This is a genomic window from uncultured Dokdonia sp., assembly GCF_947496725.1.
Lineage (GTDB): Bacteria > Bacteroidota > Bacteroidia > Flavobacteriales > Flavobacteriaceae > Dokdonia.
The window spans coordinates 132,214-146,838 of the sequence record NZ_CANMDS010000005.1; the positions used below are offsets into that span (position 1 = coordinate 132,214).

The window sequence follows — 14,625 nt, forward strand, 5'->3', positions numbered from 1 at the left end:
TCTGGAGATTAAAATATTCTTTAAAACACTAGAATAAATTGTCGGGTAGAGAGGATTCGAACCTCCGATCTCTGGTCCCCCAGACCAGCACTTTAACCGGACTAAGCTACTACCCGTTTATGTTGAGATAAATATAATAAAGCTATTTATCTTTTTAAATGACTTCTACTTCAAAATTACTTGAAAGTAAAAGCTTAGAAAAAAACCGTATCTTAAAGTGATGTAAATCAATTGTATAACTTAAACCCCGTAATTATGAAGACGTTTGTATTAGTTTGTTTGTATGTGATGGGTGCTACACTCTTAACGAGTGATGGATTGATAAATGATAAAGGTGACTTAACTCTGGAAGGAGTTTGGGAACTTGAGAACCAGCAGATGTATGAGAATGGTATGATCTCTGAGACACTACCTAACCAAAACGGGTACAGGCAGGTCAAGATGTATAGTAAAGGTCGTGTGATGTGGACCCGTAATGACCCTAGTGATGCAAATGAATGGTTTGGGTATGGGACTTACGAGGTAAAAGATGGCATATTAGAAGAGCGGTTGGAGTATGCTTCTGGACCTATGATGAAAATCGTAGATACAACTCAGGTATTTAGGTTTGAATTATTGCTAGGTGCAAATAGCTACCAGCAACGACAGATGGATGATGAGGGCAACCCTACAGAAGGTGAGAGTTATAAAAGATTAGAATAACTGTAATTATATGTGATAAAGTTTGTGGTTATCTATTAGAGTTTAGTATATTTGCACCCCGATAAACGCTCGGGGTATAGCGTAGCCCGGTTATCGCGCCTCGTTTGGGACGAGGAGGTCGCAAGTTCGAATCTTGCTACCCCGACAAAAACCAGCCTTTTTAGGCTGGTTTTTTTATTTTAAGATGTTAAGTAAATTCTACCTTGGAGTTAAGACATAAAAAAAGCGAGTCCTAATGGACTCGCTTTTGAGTTATTATAGTTGTTGTTTAAAACAACATTTTCTGTATGCTTAGAAAGAGTAGCTAAGTCCTAAAACCCAGTAGCTCTGTACTTGATTGTCTATGTTATCAAACCCTAGAGTAGTGTCCTCCTGAGCTATTTGTGCAAAGTTTAAAGCTTCTTGCTTGTTACCTCTAAGACCAAAATCAAATCCTACACCTATCTTTTTCCATAGTGTGTAAGCAAATCCGTTTGTCCAAGTCCAGTTAGAAAGGTCTGAAGATTTGTAGCTTGCAAAGGCAGATAAGTTAGACTTAAAAGCAATTTGTCCAATCTGACGTGTGTAATCTGCAACGATTTTTGCACCTAAAGAAGATTCAAATACTGCGTCATTATCAGAAAATACAAAGTTGTAGTTAAGTGGGTGTACCACAACTACAAGATTTTCTATAGGAGTCCAAGTAGCACCTATACCTAGGTCAAGGTATCCAGGATCATTAAAGTTGTTTAAAATAGTTGTTCTGTACTCTCCTAAAGCAGATGCAGCAAGTGTTTCAGTTAGTTTGTAACCGTAAAGTGATGATACGTTAAAAACATCTGTTGCTTCTCTAAAGCTATCATCATCTGTTGCGTCATCTTGGTCATCAAACTTTACCCATCCTAAGTTTACATTAAGGCTATTTCTCCAGAAGTATTTATCTTCTAGTTTATTTGCAAATGCGTTACCTGTAACAGTGATGTTACCTGAAGATACGTTAGGCGTTCCTTGAGAAAACCAATCGTTAAATTTAGAGATATTTCCTCCTATAGTTCCAAAAGCACCGTACTTCCATCCTGGAAGTGCATCTATTTTAGCTTGTAGAGCGTCAACTTCTCCTTGTAGTTTTGCAATTTCTGCTTTTTTAGGTGATTGTTGTGCTTTAAGCTCTTCTTCTGTTTGTGCTTGTAAGCTGATTGCGAGGAACATAGCAGCTCCTAATACAATAAGTCTTTTCATAATAATTAATAGTTAAGTTTTGTATTACAAATATATAACTATTAAAAAACCAGAGAGGTTTTTAGAAATTTTTACAGATACTATTCCTTTAATCGATTAAATGTGAGTTTTATCGTGCTAGATAAAGGCTTTTGCCTAAATATTTGAATGTATTTAAGATTTCCATTCAAGAAAGGCATATTTAAGACCTACGCCTAGTACCTCTCTTACTTGTAGACCGCTTATGGCATTCTCATCATATATGAGCTGTACGGCGAGGTTTGTAGTGATGTATTTATTAACCTGCATAGCGACATTGAGCGTGTAGTCAATATCTACATTTTTTGTATTCTCAAGGTAGTCTGCATACAGATTAAGCGTGTTTTCAAAAACTATATTTTCAAACAGTTCTTCCTTATGATAAGCACTTACAGAAGCTCCTAATTCAAAACGTACGTTTTCATTAGCCTGTACTCCAAAAAATGGCTCATAAGCTTCAATAGCGGCAGGGTCATTTTCATTTACGGTGGTAAATCTAGAGTTTACAAATATAAATCTTGCCGTAGCGGGAGCCACGTTTACCTTAAAATCGTTACTTTCTTTCCATAACAACCCAGGACCTATCTGTAAATATGCAGGAGAAAAACTAGTTGTAATGAGTTTGCGATCTTGTACCGTTTCTATAACCTCACCAGCATCATTAAGGACTTGCCTGTCAAAAAACTCATAACCCGGAGCCATTTGAGTTCTAAAATTAAAGAGACCAGAATAATACCATTTTGAACTGTCTATACGACTACCTACTAGGCTATTAAGTTCAAGCCTATCTGTGGTTTTTCTAACAAACACTTGGTCTTTTGTAGCGGCAAGACCTAGTATTGCGGTAAGCTTTGTATCCCAGTTGAGTTTTTTACGCTTGTAATTTACATCCCAATTAAGGTTAAAGTTACCTGCTACGTTTGATGTTCCTCCACCTTGCCAGTTGTCATTAAAGGCGCTCTGGCTAAATAACAACTCCATAAGACCTTTGCTTTTCCACCCATCTGGAAGGGAGTCTTTCTTTTTATCTGTTTTTTGAGCAAAGGTAATTGTGGTACCTAGTAGTAACAGTGGTAAGAGTATATACTTCATTATATAGCAGGGATGAATTAAGCAGTCTAATATACGGAGCCTTTACTTATTATTCAAGGAGCCTTACTTTGTCTTCTTGTAAAGAGGTACGGAAGAGCACGCCTCACCAAACATTAAACTACGCGCAACGGGCTGTAATTTTTCTATGAGCAGTAAATAGGCATTTTCTGGAACGGGTTTGTTAGAACATCCTTTTACAATAACAGGTACATTCTCATAAGGAGTCACGTCTATGCCTTGTATAACTTCTGTGTATAATATGGTCTCTAGTAGTGCTAGGTCACCTGTAATTACTTTTTTTGCGATACCCTGCATATGAGTGGCTACGAGCATATATGCCCAAGCTGGAACAATGGCGTCTGTGCTACAATGTAACGCTACAAATGCATTTGTATATTGACTCCAGTCGTGTTCCTTTACGCTTTTTCTAAAAGCTGTCTCGCGTAGTATAAAACCTTGATCTAGCCATTGAGAAATATCAACAAGTTGTCTATTACCCTGTAGATATAAATCTTCTAGATCAAAGGTTACTAGCTTGCTATTTGCAACTCTATTTATAATTTCTTCGGCCATTGCGAGAATAATTACAGCATTCCTAGTTCTAGCTTTGCTTCTTCACTCATAAGGTCTTGTGTCCAAGGTGGGTCAAAAGTGATCTCAACCTCACAGTCTTTAACATCTTTAAGTGACTTCACTTTTTCTTCTACCTCTAGTGGTAACGTTTCTGCAACGGGGCAGTTAGGCGTGGTAAGAGTCATAAGGATTTTTGTATCCATATCTTCATTTACAAATACGTCGTAAATCAATCCTAGTTCATAAATATCTACTGGGATTTCTGGGTCATATATTGTTTTAAGAACACGTACAATTTTGTCACCTAGCTCTTCTGTGTTGATTTCCATATGCTTTATATAATCTGCTTGTGCAGGGTTGTTTTTAATGTGTTTTGTTACGCTTTCGCGAAAGCGTGATACAGCTCTTAATTAAGTTGTGTCTGGTATGCTACGGCATACAGTTTTATTTGTTTGATCATACTCACGAGTCCATTTGCGCGCGTAGGTGAGAGGTGTTCCTTAAGACCTATCTCATCTATAAACGCAGTATCTGCATCTATAATTGCTTGTGGTGACTGGTTTGAAAAAGCTCGTATAAGGATGGCAATAATTCCCTTTGTGATTATTGCATCGCTATCTGCAGTAAATGCTACTTGTCCATTTTCCATAGTGGCGTGTACCCATACCTTGCTCTGGCATCCTTTTATAATGTAGTCATCTGTTTTAAATGCTTCATCTATAAGTGGTAGTGATTTGCCTAGATCAATCATATATTCATAACGCTGCATCCAGTCTTCAAACATAGAAAACTCATCTACTATCTCGTCTTGTATTTCTTGTATGCTAGCCATAATTATGATATCTGTATGTGTTGTATTCTATTATTACTTTACAAAGATAATGCCCAGAAGATTAACTGTCATTTTGGCGAGTGGAGCATTTTGTGCATATACCACATTTTACGATGCTCATCTTTAAGTAAGTCAAAAGGCAATAGCTGAAACTCGGTTTTTATATACCCTGCTTTCTTATAAAACAGTTGAGCCTGGGTATGTGTGTGCATCGCATCAAGCCATATTATTTTATAGTCTAACCTTCTAGCTAGCTGCTCTCCATATTGCATTATATCTCTTCCTACTCCTTTACCTTGTACAGAAGGGTGCAAATAGAGTCTATGTAACTTTAAGCCTGCTAGCGGTGGTAGTGGTGTGTATACTTGATTATACACATATTTAAAAATACCTACAGTTTCATTTTTATAAAGTATGAAATGGTAGTGACTTTGTGGTGTAGCAAGATCTTTTTTAAGGCTTTCTAAGCTGTAAATATGGTTTAAGTACCAAGAGCAGTCATCTTTCCAGAAATGCCCGTATGCAGCTGGATAAACTTCTTGCATTAACTCAAGTAACTTGGGTTGGTCCTCAATTTTTATAGGCTGTAAGCTTAGATGACTATTTATTGTTATCAATAAGTGCTTTTTTGGAAATACCTGTTATGATTGCATCACTATCTCTATAAAGTGTAATCGTGTCACCCTTTTTTAGAAATGATGTAACTTCAGATAAGTTGTCATAATATAATTGTTCTATATCATCGTGAGGACAAGCCCTTTTTGTATTAGCCACATATGAAAACTGAAGCGCAGTACCTCTGAGTGCATAATCTGTCATATAGTTATTACAGCCAGTTGTGCCACTTATAGAACGCTTTTTATTATCAATAGTAAGAGATAATGCTGTCTCTGAGACGTCTTCTCCAGCCACAGATGTAATCATAAAATCACCTTTAAAGATCATTGGAGCTTGTGATAACTGGGCGTGACTTATCGTAAAGCCTGCTATAAAAAGTACTAGAGTATATACTGCTTTCATAATTCTATTTTTTAAGATAACATCGCAACTGCGCGTTTTACTCCATCTATAAATTTATCAATCTCTTCTTTTGTGTTGTAGAAAGAAAATGAGGCACGTACTGTACCTGGTATTTTATAAAAGTCCATAATGGGTTGAGCACAATGGTGCCCTGTGCGCACTGCTATACCTAATTTATCAAGTATGGTGCCAATGTCATAAGGGTGAATCTCACCTACATTAAAAGAAACTACCGCAGTTTTATGTGCAGATGTGCCATAAATTTTAAGCCCTTCAATCTCGAGGAGCTGCTTTGTGGCATACTGTAAAAGCTCATCTTCATAAGCTGCAATATTATCAAAACCTAGCCCATTCATATAATCTAAGCCCACACCTGTAGCAATGCCGCCACAAATATTAGGTGTTCCTGCTTCAAATTTATGTGGTAGACCCGCGTAGGTTGTTTTTTCAAAACTCACCTGGTCTATCATCTCGCCACCACCTTGATAAGGAGGGAGTTTAGTAAGCCATTCTTCTTTACCATATAACACGCCTACACCCGTCGGGCCACATATTTTGTGAGCAGAGCATACGTAAAAGTCGGCATCTAGGGCTTGTACATCTGGTTTTATGTGTGGTGTTGCTTGTGCGCCATCTATTAGTACCGCTGCACCTACTTTGTGAGCTTCGGTAATGATTTCTTCTATAGGGTTTATGGTTCCTAATGCGTTTGATACGTGATTTACAAAGACCAGTTTGAGTTGTGGTGATAACGCTTTCGCGAAAGCGTCCATATCCAGTTCTCCACTTTCTGTTTGTGGTATAACTTTAAGTATAGCGCCCGTCTTCTCACAAAGCATTTGCCACGGTACAATATTACTATGATGCTCTAGCGCCGAAACGAGTACCTCTTCGCCCTTTTTTAGAATACTTGCAAAGCCATTTGCCACTAGGTTTATGGCGTGCGTTGTGCCTGCGGTGAGTATAATCTCATACGGCTGTGCTGCGTTAAAATGCTTCTGGATTTTTATGCGTGCTTCCTCATAAGCATCTGTGGCCTCTTGTGAGAGTGAGTGTACGCCACGGTGTATGTTTGCATTATAGTTAGAGTAATAATCTAAAATGGCGTCTATAACAACTTGTGGTGTTTGTGATGTTGCGGCATTGTCAAAATAAATAAGCGGTTTTCCGTTTACTTCTCTTTTGAGAATAGGGAAGTCTTCACGTATTTTTTTAATATCTAACATAGCATTTTTTCTTTAGTACAAAGATACAAACTGAAGGACTTTTAACCAGTTATAGGAGCCTGTCTATATGTATAAAAAAAGCCGCTACGATAGGTAGCGGCTTTTGTAATTATTTGAAGTCAATCTTATTGATCAAAACCGATGTTTACACCTATTTTCTTTGCAATAAGTTTTGTGATTCTTGCTTTAAGCTGTGGAATCTTAACACTAGAAAGTACAGTGTTTGCAAAGGCATACATAAGTAATGCGCGTCCTTCTTTTTCACCTATACCACGTGATTGTAAATAAAATAATGCACTTTCATCTAGTTGTCCGATAGTACAACCGTGAGAACAACGTACATCATCTGCAAAGATCTCAAGCTGAGGCTTTGAGTTTATGGTCGCTGTGTCATCTAGTAAGATGTTGTTATTAGACTGATACGCATTAGTCTTTTGGGCTTCTTTCTCCACAACAACTTTTCCGTTAAAGACACCAGTAGATTTTTCGGCAAAGATACCTTTGTAATCTTGGTGACTCTCACAGTTAGGTGTGATGTGGTGCACAAGCGTGTTGTGATCTACGTGTTGTTTTCCTTCTATAATCGTAACACCTTTAAGGATAGAATCCATATACTCACCCTTCTGGTAAAAGTTAAGGTTGTTACGAGTGATGTTACCACCTAGAGAGAATGTATGTACAGATACAATACTTTCTTTATGTTGTTCAATTTCTGTGGTGTCTATAAGAGAAGCTTCAAGCTTATCATTTTGAATCTTATAGTAATCTACAAGGGCTCTTTTATCTGCAAAAATCTCTGTAACGACGTTTGTTAAGACCTTTTTGTCAGAGAGACTCTGGTGACGCTCTATGATTTGTACTTCAGAGTTTTCTTCGGCTACAATGAGGTTACGTGGTTGTAACATCATAGCATCATTTGCTCCAGTAGAGAAGTGTACTATCTGTATAGGCTTTTGAGCTACTTTTCCTTTTGGTATGTAGATATATGCACCATCTTTTGCATAAGCAGTGTTCAATGCATCCATTGACTCGCCTTTTGCAATTTTATTAAAGTACACATCTATTACTTGCTTGTACTTAGGTTTTGTAAGTGCAGCACCCATTGTACACACATCTATACCATCGTGTGTAGTTTCAGAGAGGTATGAACTGTAAACACCATCTACAAAAACAATTTTATAGGTGTCTACATCATTTAAGAAATACTGTTTTACATCCTTAAAATCAAGAGCAGCTTCTTTGCTAGGGAAGATGTTGTAGTCTTCTTTAAGAATGCTGTTAAGTGAGGTGTATTTCCAGTTTTCTAACTTCTTGGTAGGAAACCCTTCTGCCTCAAAAGTTTTGATAGCTTCATTGCGTATCCCGTAGATAGGCGAATCTGCATCTATACTTTCTTGTAAGACGATGTGGTTACTTACTAATTTATCTTTTAAACTCATATTGTTCTGTTGTAAGATCTGTTTGTGTGATGTTAAATCACTACTGCAACAGGTCTAGTTATGCACCTACTTCTTCTTTGAGCCAGTCGTACCCTTTTTCTTCTAGTTCTAGAGCAAGTTCTTTTCCTCCAGAACGTACAATCTTACCGTTCATAAGTACGTGTACAAAATCTGGCACGATGTAGTCAAGAAGTCTCTGGTAGTGAGTGATTACAAGTACTGCATTATCTTCACTCTTAAGCTTGTTAACGCCATTTGCAACAATGCGCAGTGCGTCAATGTCAAGTCCAGAATCTGTTTCGTCTAGAATAGCAAGCTTAGGCTCTAGCATTGCCATCTGGAAAATCTCGTTACGTTTCTTTTCTCCTCCAGAGAAACCTACGTTAAGAGATCTAGATAAGAACTTACGGTCCATCTCAAGGAGTTCTGCTTTTTCTTTAATCTTCTTAAGCATCTCACTAGCTGGCATATCTTCTAGTCCTTTTGCTTTTCGAGTCTCGTTTATAGCAGTCTTGATGAAGTTTGTTACAGATACACCAGGTATCTCAACAGGATATTGAAAAGATAAGAAAACACCCTCGTGAGCTCTTTCTTCTGGATCCATTTCTAATAGAGATTCACCATTAAGGTCTATGTCTCCATTACTTACTTCATACTCTTCTTTTCCTGCAATAACAGAAGCGAGTGTACTTTTACCAGAACCATTAGGTCCCATAATTGCGTGCACTTCTCCGGCCTTCATCTCAAGGTTGATTCCCTTAAGAATATCTTTCTCTTCAATGCCTGCGTGCAGATTTTTTACTGATAACATAGTTCTACGTTCTAATTGTGCGATTATTTACCGCTTTCTACTTTTAAAGATCCGCCCTCTGTTTTGAGTTTGTCTCCTGCTTCTAATTTTAATGGAGTCTCACCTGTTGGTGCCTTGACTTCAAGTATTTCTTTTATCGTTACAATCTCATCCCAACCTTCCTCTCCAGCTGCTTTTGAGTGCAATTCTCCTTTTATAATTACTGGCACCATATCAAACTCATCACGTTGTAATGGTTTTATAATAGTTGCCAGCTCGTGCATTTTTTCATCTAGTGTTACGCCATAAATAAAAGTATCTCCTTTAAGTACAGCAGCATCTGCTAGATAAATAAATTCTCCCTCTAGTGTTTCAAATTCGGCAGCAACTTGATTACTTGCTGGGGTTTCCTTGCAAGAAATAAATGCTGTTATCGCTATCGCTAAGAGGAGAAATTTTTTCATTCTTAATTAAGTATTGCTGGTGTTTTTGCAAAGTCTTCGGCGTCGTGCTGTATGATTACCGTTGCGTTTTGCGCTTTCGCGAAAGCTTCAAATTCCTTTATACTCTTCTCTGTTGTTGGAATGTCGTAGTTAAACTGAGGTACAACAGCGTTTTGTCTATTTTTCTCAAAGTGATATATATCACCAGATAATAGGGTGGGACCATTGTTTTTAAGTTGTAAAAACAATACTTGGTGTCCTGCAGTATGACCAGGCATAGATTTTATGATAACTGTACCGTCGCCAAAGACATCTTTGTCTCCATCTAGTTTTTCTACATTAGTAAGCTGGTTAAAACTAGCTGGTGCATAAAAACTATTTCCTTGAATCTCCTCACTGTTTGCAAAGTCATATTCTGTAGATTGTACAAACCACTTGGCCTTAGGAAAATGATTTGCAGCTCCCGTGTGATCAAAATGTATGTGAGAAAAAGCAATCATATCTACATCCTCTGTTGTCATCCCAACACTCGCAAGTTGCGTCTTTATAGAATCTTTACGAGAGATAGTAAAAGCACCTCCTTCTGGTGTGTATGGCTCTTGACCTACTAGCATCTCAGGTAAACCTGTATCCCAAAGTAACACCCCATCTGGATGCTTTATTACATAAAAGGCATCTGCAAGTTCTTTTGACTCTCCTTTATACGTGTCTCCTTGAGCAAACAGATTGAGGTTATTTGCTTGAACAGTACCTCCAGAAAACTTATAAAGAGTTACTTCTGGTGTTTCATTAGTAACAGTTTCCGCTTTTTCTTGAGCGTCTCTTTTACCATCTTCAAACCCCTTTTTAAACTCCTCACACGAAGTAAAAAGGCCGGCAATGATTGCTATGATAACTAGTTTTTTCATCTCTTAGTTTGATTGAGTGTTATGACAATCTATCCTACAGATCCTTCTAGACTGATCTCAAGTAACTTCTGAGCTTCTACAGCAAACTCCATAGGGAGTTTGTTAAGTACCTCTTTTGAGAAGCCGTTTACGATAAGGGCAATTGCCTTCTCGGTATCAATACCACGCTGGTTACAATAAAAAATCTGGTCTTCACCTATCTTACTAGTTGTTGCCTCGTGTTCTACTTGAGCAGTCTTATTTTTTGTCTCAATATATGGGAAGGTGTGGGCTCCACACTCGTTACCCATAAGTAGTGAGTCACATTGCGAGAAGTTACGAGCATTTGTAGCTCCAGAGTTAATCTTTACAAGACCTCTATATGAGTTTTGAGATTTACCGGCAGAGATACCTTTTGAGATAATCGTACTTTTAGTATTCTTACCTAAGTGTATCATTTTTGTACCCGTATCTGCTTGCTGGTGATTATTAGTCACAGCGATAGAGTAAAATTCTCCTATTGAGTTGTCACCTTTTAAGATACAAGAAGGATACTTCCACGTTACTGCAGATCCTGTCTCTACTTGTGTCCAAGAGATTTTTGCATTTTTCTCACAAAGACCACGCTTTGTTACAAAGTTGTAAACTCCTCCTTTACCCTCTGCGTTACCAGGGTACCAGTTTTGCACGGTGCTGTACTTAATCTCTGCATCATCTAGAGCGATAAGCTCTACCACTGCGGCGTGTAGTTGGTTTTCATCACGACTAGGCGCTGTACAACCTTCTAGGTAACTTACATAACTACCCTCATCTGCCACGAGTAATGTTCTTTCAAACTGTCCAGTACCTCCTTGATTTATACGGAAGTAAGTAGAAAGCTCCATAGGGCAACGCACCCCTTTAGGAATGTAACAGAAAGATCCGTCAGAAAACACAGCACTGTTAAGAGCTGCATAGTAGTTGTCTTTTACAGGGACAATGGTACCTAGGTGCTTACGCACTAGTTCTGGATGTTCCTTTATTGCCTCAGAGATACTCATAAAGATGATCCCTTTTTCGGCTAGTGTTTTCTTAAATGTAGTTGCTACAGATACAGAGTCTACTACAATATCCATCGCGACATTGTTCATTCTCTTTTGCTCATCTATAGAGATACCTAGTTTTTTGTACATCGCCAGTAAATCTGGATCTACATCATCTAGAGTTTTATTTGGATCTACAGATTTTGGTGCAGAGTAATATGCGATAGATTGAAAATCTGGCTTTTCATAATTTACGTTTGCCCAGTCTGGTTCTTCCATAGACTGCCACACTTTGTAAGCTTCAAGCCTCCAGTCTGTCATCCATTGTGGTTCTTCCTTTTTCTTAGAAATTGCACGAATGATGTCTTCATTTAATCCTACAGGAAATGTCTCAGTCTCGATGTCTGTAAAAAAACCATACTCATATTCTTTGGTTTTTAACTCTTCCCTTAAATCGTCTTCAGTATATGCCATTGTATCTTTTTCTAGCTAGGGTACGCTTTCGCGAAAGCGTACTAACATTTTTTATTTATAGTGAGAAACTTTCTCCGCAACCACAAGTGCGTTGTGCGTTGGGATTGTTAAACACAAAACCTTTACCATTAAGTCCTCCGCTATACTCTAGCGTAGTACCTATGAGGTAGAGAAAACTTTTTTTGTCTACGATTAGTTTTACATCGTTGTCTTCAAAAACTTTATCATCTTCTTTATGAGCTTTGTCAAAATGAAGGTCATATGACAAGCCACTGCAACCACCACTTTTTACACCTACGCGCACATAGTCTGTGGTTACATCAAAACCGTCCTCCTGCATAAGGCTGGCGATCTTAATTTTTGCTGCTGGATCTACTTTAATCATAATCGGTCTAAATAGTTTGCAAATATACGGCTTAGGTCGCGTTTTTCAACGCATCCTAACATATAACTAACAGATGGTGAGATAGGTGTTTTCTATAGTGAAGTATAGTTTATAGTTTTTGCTTTGTTATGTGTGTGATTTATAGGGTTTTCATAAACCCTAAATTGTCTATAATGATTACTCCTTCTGGGGTTTTGTCAAACCGAAATACTAGATGATTTATAGAGGAGATGTCAAAGTCTGGGTTCCTTTCTTGAATCTCTGCAAATGGAAACATAAAGGTTTGAAAAATGTTTTCTGAGGCGCTATCATCTGTGATAAACTGTGACTTCCATATGCGTACTTCTATTTCGCGTTGCAATGCAGAAAAATCACTAAGACAGAAGGTGACTTTTTGACCATCGCTGTTTGAAATGATGATACTAAAATCTATAGGTGCATCTGGGATGTTGTCCTCAAGCTTTTCATCATCTGTTTCATTTTCCTTTTCAATTTCTTTTTCGAGCTCGTTTTCTGTAGTATCTTCATTATCTTTCCATTTTCCGCTAGACTTAGGGTTTGTACTTTCTGTAGACTCTGCGAGGGTAAAAGTGAGTGCCATTGTGCTATCTAACGGCTCTGGCTTAAAAGTATACTTATAGGTTGCCACTAGTGAGTCTGGTATAGGATCACCTTCTTCTATATCTTTATAGTGCCAGCCCACAAAAGCCGCTCGAGAACCTTTTTCTCCCCATTTAAGACTAATTTCTTGTTCTCGCCAGACAGTTACATTTGTACTCTTAATTGTAGTGCTGTCTTTTGTACCTGTGATTACATTAAAATCTTCGTCATATGTTGCTAGCGGAGTAAAAGAGCTATCTTCATATTGACTTAAATAGATTGTTTCTGGAAGCCAGTCTGCGGCTGTTCGAGCATCTACAAATAGTGGTTTATAACTCATCTTATCTGTAAGTGTTGTTTCTAAAAAAGCACTTATGTAAACGCGGGCAATCTCGCGTTGCTCCTCTCCAGATAGAAGCTGCTTATTATTAAGAAAATAGGTGCTGGCATCTGAGGTGTCATTTTCTCCCCAGCTGGTGTTAAACTGGCCGTGATTTGCTCCTTGTACATACACGGCAGATTTAAAATGAGATGTGCTGTCTGAGAAGGTGATTCGTTCATATTGTTTTGACCCAGCAAAGGAAGTCACATCACCATCTTGAGAACCGTGTATAGTAAGGTAGCTCACATCTTTTAACTCGTTAGGCGCATTGCCAGGTTGATACTGCCCATCTACAGGTGCAATAGCTACTATAGATTTGATATTAAAATTATAGTCTAAGGGTATGGACGCATCATCAGAGTAGTAGGGTAGGGTATTCATAAAAGCGGCGTGACCCACAGCTTCTCCACCCCTAGAGTGTCCCATTAGAGCAATACTAGTCGTGTCTATTTTTTGATAAAAAGGATGATTCTCAGTTTTGTTCCACTCGTGCCATACACGTAGGTGTTCTAATAGCATCCAGCCTCTGGCATCGTTTTCCTCATCAAGTCCGCCCGTAATATCTGCCCAAGAGCCATTAAGAAAGTTTTGATCTACAGATACAGTAATAATACCTCTAGAAGCGAGTAGCTCCCCAAGATACTCATAACCTACATCTGAGAAGTCTGACATTAAGTGATTACCGTGTACAATGAGCGCGAGTGGGAATGACCCTTCTCCTTCTGGATACCATATATATCCATTAAGCGGTAACTCTTTATCATCAAAACCCCAAAAGTGTTCCCTATACCAGCCACTGAGACCCTCCCAATTATCTAAAAAAGGAACACCATTTACGGCTTTTGTAGTAAGGGTGACATCTTTGCCAAATTCTGGTCTATGTTTGTCCTTACCACTACCATATGTTATCTTTTTTACAGTATAATCTCCTCGTGCTGCAGGTGACGGAGCTTCTATTTTTTGCACAGCACTTTTATGCAATGCAGCAGCATTAAGTACTGGTTTTATGTCAAAACCGCGTGGGAGTAATCCATTAATAACACTTACCAAACCTATGATGCCAACTAGCAGGCACAGAAGTGCAATTCCTTTTTTAACCTTAGATAAGGATGAAAATACATTTGTGGTAAATAATGCAATAACTCCACCTATTAAGGAGATAATACAAAAAGCAAAAAATACATAGATACCCTCAAAGGCGAGTGCTACAAATAATAGAGGGATTGCAATGAGCAGCGCTAGCTTCAATATTTTAGGCATACGGTTGTATTTCCTTAAAATCCATAAAAAGAAATATGCGCTAAGCACTATGATTATCACAAAGACCGCAAAGAAGAGTAAAAACCAAGGGTCTTTTGATTTTGTGACAGAAGCGATAGCTGCTATAGTATATAAAATGGCACTTACTATGAGCAAGGCAATCGCTGCTCCTCGCGTGCTCGTTTTGCCTGGAGTTACTTTTGCGAGAATCTTATAAAACCATTTTTTTAACTGCTTGAGTTTTTTCATCTTAATTGTATGA

16 protein-coding genes and 2 tRNA genes are annotated in these 14,625 nt (G+C 38.1%); 2 read left to right on the top strand and 16 right to left on the bottom strand.

What is annotated here, in order from left to right:
* Nucleotides 1-41: 41 nt before the first annotated feature.
* Nucleotides 42-116 (bottom strand) — tRNA-Pro (locus tag Q0948_RS11870).
* 139 nt (nt 117-255) lie between these two features.
* Here Q0948_RS11870 and Q0948_RS11875 point away from each other — a divergent pair.
* On the top strand, nt 256-702 hold the full coding sequence (locus Q0948_RS11875; RefSeq protein ID WP_298352892.1) for a hypothetical protein: 447 nt from the start codon (nt 256-258) through the stop codon (nt 700-702).
* Between the two features lie 70 nt (nt 703-772).
* Nucleotides 773-847: transfer RNA gene (locus tag Q0948_RS11880), tRNA-Pro, on the top strand.
* Nucleotides 848-993: 146 nt separating this feature from the next.
* Here Q0948_RS11880 and Q0948_RS11885 read toward each other — a convergent pair.
* The 15 genes from Q0948_RS11885 to Q0948_RS11955 form a co-directional block, all read right to left on the bottom strand.
* On the bottom strand, nt 994-1,920 hold the full coding sequence (locus Q0948_RS11885; RefSeq protein WP_298352895.1) for a DUF3078 domain-containing protein: 927 nt from the start codon (nt 1,918-1,920) through the stop codon (nt 994-996).
* A 153-nt stretch (nt 1,921-2,073) separates the two neighbouring features.
* On the bottom strand, nt 2,074-3,030 hold the full coding sequence (locus Q0948_RS11890; RefSeq protein ID WP_298352897.1) for a DUF3078 domain-containing protein: 957 nt from the start codon (nt 3,028-3,030) through the stop codon (nt 2,074-2,076).
* 63 nt (nt 3,031-3,093) lie between these two features.
* The gene (locus Q0948_RS11895; RefSeq protein WP_298352900.1) at nt 3,094-3,603 is read right to left on the bottom strand and encodes a DUF2480 family protein; all 510 of its coding nucleotides are present in this window, start codon (nt 3,601-3,603) and stop codon (nt 3,094-3,096) included.
* A gap of 11 nt (nt 3,604-3,614) precedes the next feature.
* A complete protein-coding gene (locus tag Q0948_RS11900) occupies nt 3,615-3,932 on the bottom strand; it encodes a DUF59 domain-containing protein (protein ID WP_035327034.1) in 318 nt (105 codons plus the stop codon).
* A 77-nt stretch (nt 3,933-4,009) separates the two neighbouring features.
* A complete protein-coding gene (locus tag Q0948_RS11905; RefSeq protein WP_298352906.1) occupies nt 4,010-4,435 on the bottom strand; it encodes a SufE family protein in 426 nt (141 codons plus the stop codon).
* Between the two features lie 68 nt (nt 4,436-4,503).
* Nucleotides 4,504-5,052, bottom strand: coding sequence for a GNAT family N-acetyltransferase (locus Q0948_RS11910; RefSeq protein WP_298352909.1), 549 nt, complete (start codon nt 5,050-5,052; stop codon nt 4,504-4,506).
* Nucleotides 5,036-5,455 (bottom strand): META domain-containing protein, encoded by a 420-nt coding sequence (locus Q0948_RS11915; protein WP_298352912.1) that lies wholly within the window; start codon nt 5,453-5,455, stop codon nt 5,036-5,038. Before Q0948_RS11915 ends, Q0948_RS11910 begins: the two co-directional genes overlap by 17 nt.
* Before the next feature lie 11 nt (nt 5,456-5,466).
* The gene (locus Q0948_RS11920) at nt 5,467-6,681 is read right to left on the bottom strand and encodes a cysteine desulfurase (RefSeq protein ID WP_298352917.1); all 1,215 of its coding nucleotides are present in this window, start codon (nt 6,679-6,681) and stop codon (nt 5,467-5,469) included.
* 125 nt (nt 6,682-6,806) lie between these two features.
* On the bottom strand, nt 6,807-8,120 hold the full coding sequence (gene sufD / locus Q0948_RS11925) for a Fe-S cluster assembly protein SufD (RefSeq protein WP_298352920.1): 1,314 nt from the start codon (nt 8,118-8,120) through the stop codon (nt 6,807-6,809).
* A 58-nt stretch (nt 8,121-8,178) separates the two neighbouring features.
* The gene (sufC, locus tag Q0948_RS11930) at nt 8,179-8,931 is read right to left on the bottom strand and encodes a Fe-S cluster assembly ATPase SufC (RefSeq protein ID WP_035327044.1); all 753 of its coding nucleotides are present in this window, start codon (nt 8,929-8,931) and stop codon (nt 8,179-8,181) included.
* A gap of 23 nt (nt 8,932-8,954) precedes the next feature.
* A complete protein-coding gene (locus tag Q0948_RS11935; protein WP_298352926.1) occupies nt 8,955-9,374 on the bottom strand; it encodes a hypothetical protein in 420 nt (139 codons plus the stop codon).
* 2 nt (nt 9,375-9,376) lie between these two features.
* Nucleotides 9,377-10,261 (bottom strand): N-acyl homoserine lactonase family protein, encoded by an 885-nt coding sequence (locus tag Q0948_RS11940; protein WP_298352933.1) that lies wholly within the window; start codon nt 10,259-10,261, stop codon nt 9,377-9,379.
* 29 nt (nt 10,262-10,290) lie between these two features.
* Entirely contained in the window at nt 10,291-11,736 is a 1,446-nt protein-coding gene (gene sufB / locus Q0948_RS11945) for a Fe-S cluster assembly protein SufB (protein WP_038598934.1), read from the bottom strand.
* Nucleotides 11,737-11,791: 55 nt separating this feature from the next.
* Nucleotides 11,792-12,121 (bottom strand): iron-sulfur cluster assembly accessory protein, encoded by a 330-nt coding sequence (locus tag Q0948_RS11950; RefSeq protein WP_038598937.1) that lies wholly within the window; start codon nt 12,119-12,121, stop codon nt 11,792-11,794.
* A gap of 139 nt (nt 12,122-12,260) precedes the next feature.
* On the bottom strand, nt 12,261-14,612 hold the full coding sequence (locus Q0948_RS11955; protein WP_298352940.1) for a hypothetical protein: 2,352 nt from the start codon (nt 14,610-14,612) through the stop codon (nt 12,261-12,263).
* Nucleotides 14,613-14,625 lie beyond the last annotated feature (13 nt).

Coding starts and splice junctions, on each gene's coding strand:
- Q0948_RS11875 (WP_298352892.1), top strand. CDS start 256: ATGAAGACGTTTGTATTAGTTTGTTTGTATGTGATGGGTGCTACACTC.
- Q0948_RS11885 (WP_298352895.1), bottom strand. CDS start 1,920: ATGAAAAGACTTATTGTATTAGGAGCTGCTATGTTCCTCGCAATCAGC.
- Q0948_RS11890 (WP_298352897.1), bottom strand. CDS start 3,030: ATGAAGTATATACTCTTACCACTGTTACTACTAGGTACCACAATTACC.
- Q0948_RS11895 (WP_298352900.1), bottom strand. CDS start 3,603: ATGGCCGAAGAAATTATAAATAGAGTTGCAAATAGCAAGCTAGTAACC.
- Q0948_RS11900 (WP_035327034.1), bottom strand. CDS start 3,932: ATGGAAATCAACACAGAAGAGCTAGGTGACAAAATTGTACGTGTTCTT.
- Q0948_RS11905 (WP_298352906.1), bottom strand. CDS start 4,435: ATGGCTAGCATACAAGAAATACAAGACGAGATAGTAGATGAGTTTTCT.
- Q0948_RS11915 (WP_298352912.1), bottom strand. CDS start 5,455: ATGAAAGCAGTATATACTCTAGTACTTTTTATAGCAGGCTTTACGATA.
- Q0948_RS11920 (WP_298352917.1), bottom strand. CDS start 6,681: ATGTTAGATATTAAAAAAATACGTGAAGACTTCCCTATTCTCAAAAGA.
- sufD (WP_298352920.1), bottom strand. CDS start 8,120: ATGAGTTTAAAAGATAAATTAGTAAGTAACCACATCGTCTTACAAGAA.
- sufC (WP_035327044.1), bottom strand. CDS start 8,931: ATGTTATCAGTAAAAAATCTGCACGCAGGCATTGAAGAGAAAGATATT.
- Q0948_RS11935 (WP_298352926.1), bottom strand. CDS start 9,374: ATGAAAAAATTTCTCCTCTTAGCGATAGCGATAACAGCATTTATTTCT.
- Q0948_RS11940 (WP_298352933.1), bottom strand. CDS start 10,261: ATGAAAAAACTAGTTATCATAGCAATCATTGCCGGCCTTTTTACTTCG.
- sufB (WP_038598934.1), bottom strand. CDS start 11,736: ATGGCATATACTGAAGACGATTTAAGGGAAGAGTTAAAAACCAAAGAA.
- Q0948_RS11950 (WP_038598937.1), bottom strand. CDS start 12,121: ATGATTAAAGTAGATCCAGCAGCAAAAATTAAGATCGCCAGCCTTATG.
- Q0948_RS11955 (WP_298352940.1), bottom strand. CDS start 14,612: ATGAAAAAACTCAAGCAGTTAAAAAAATGGTTTTATAAGATTCTCGCA.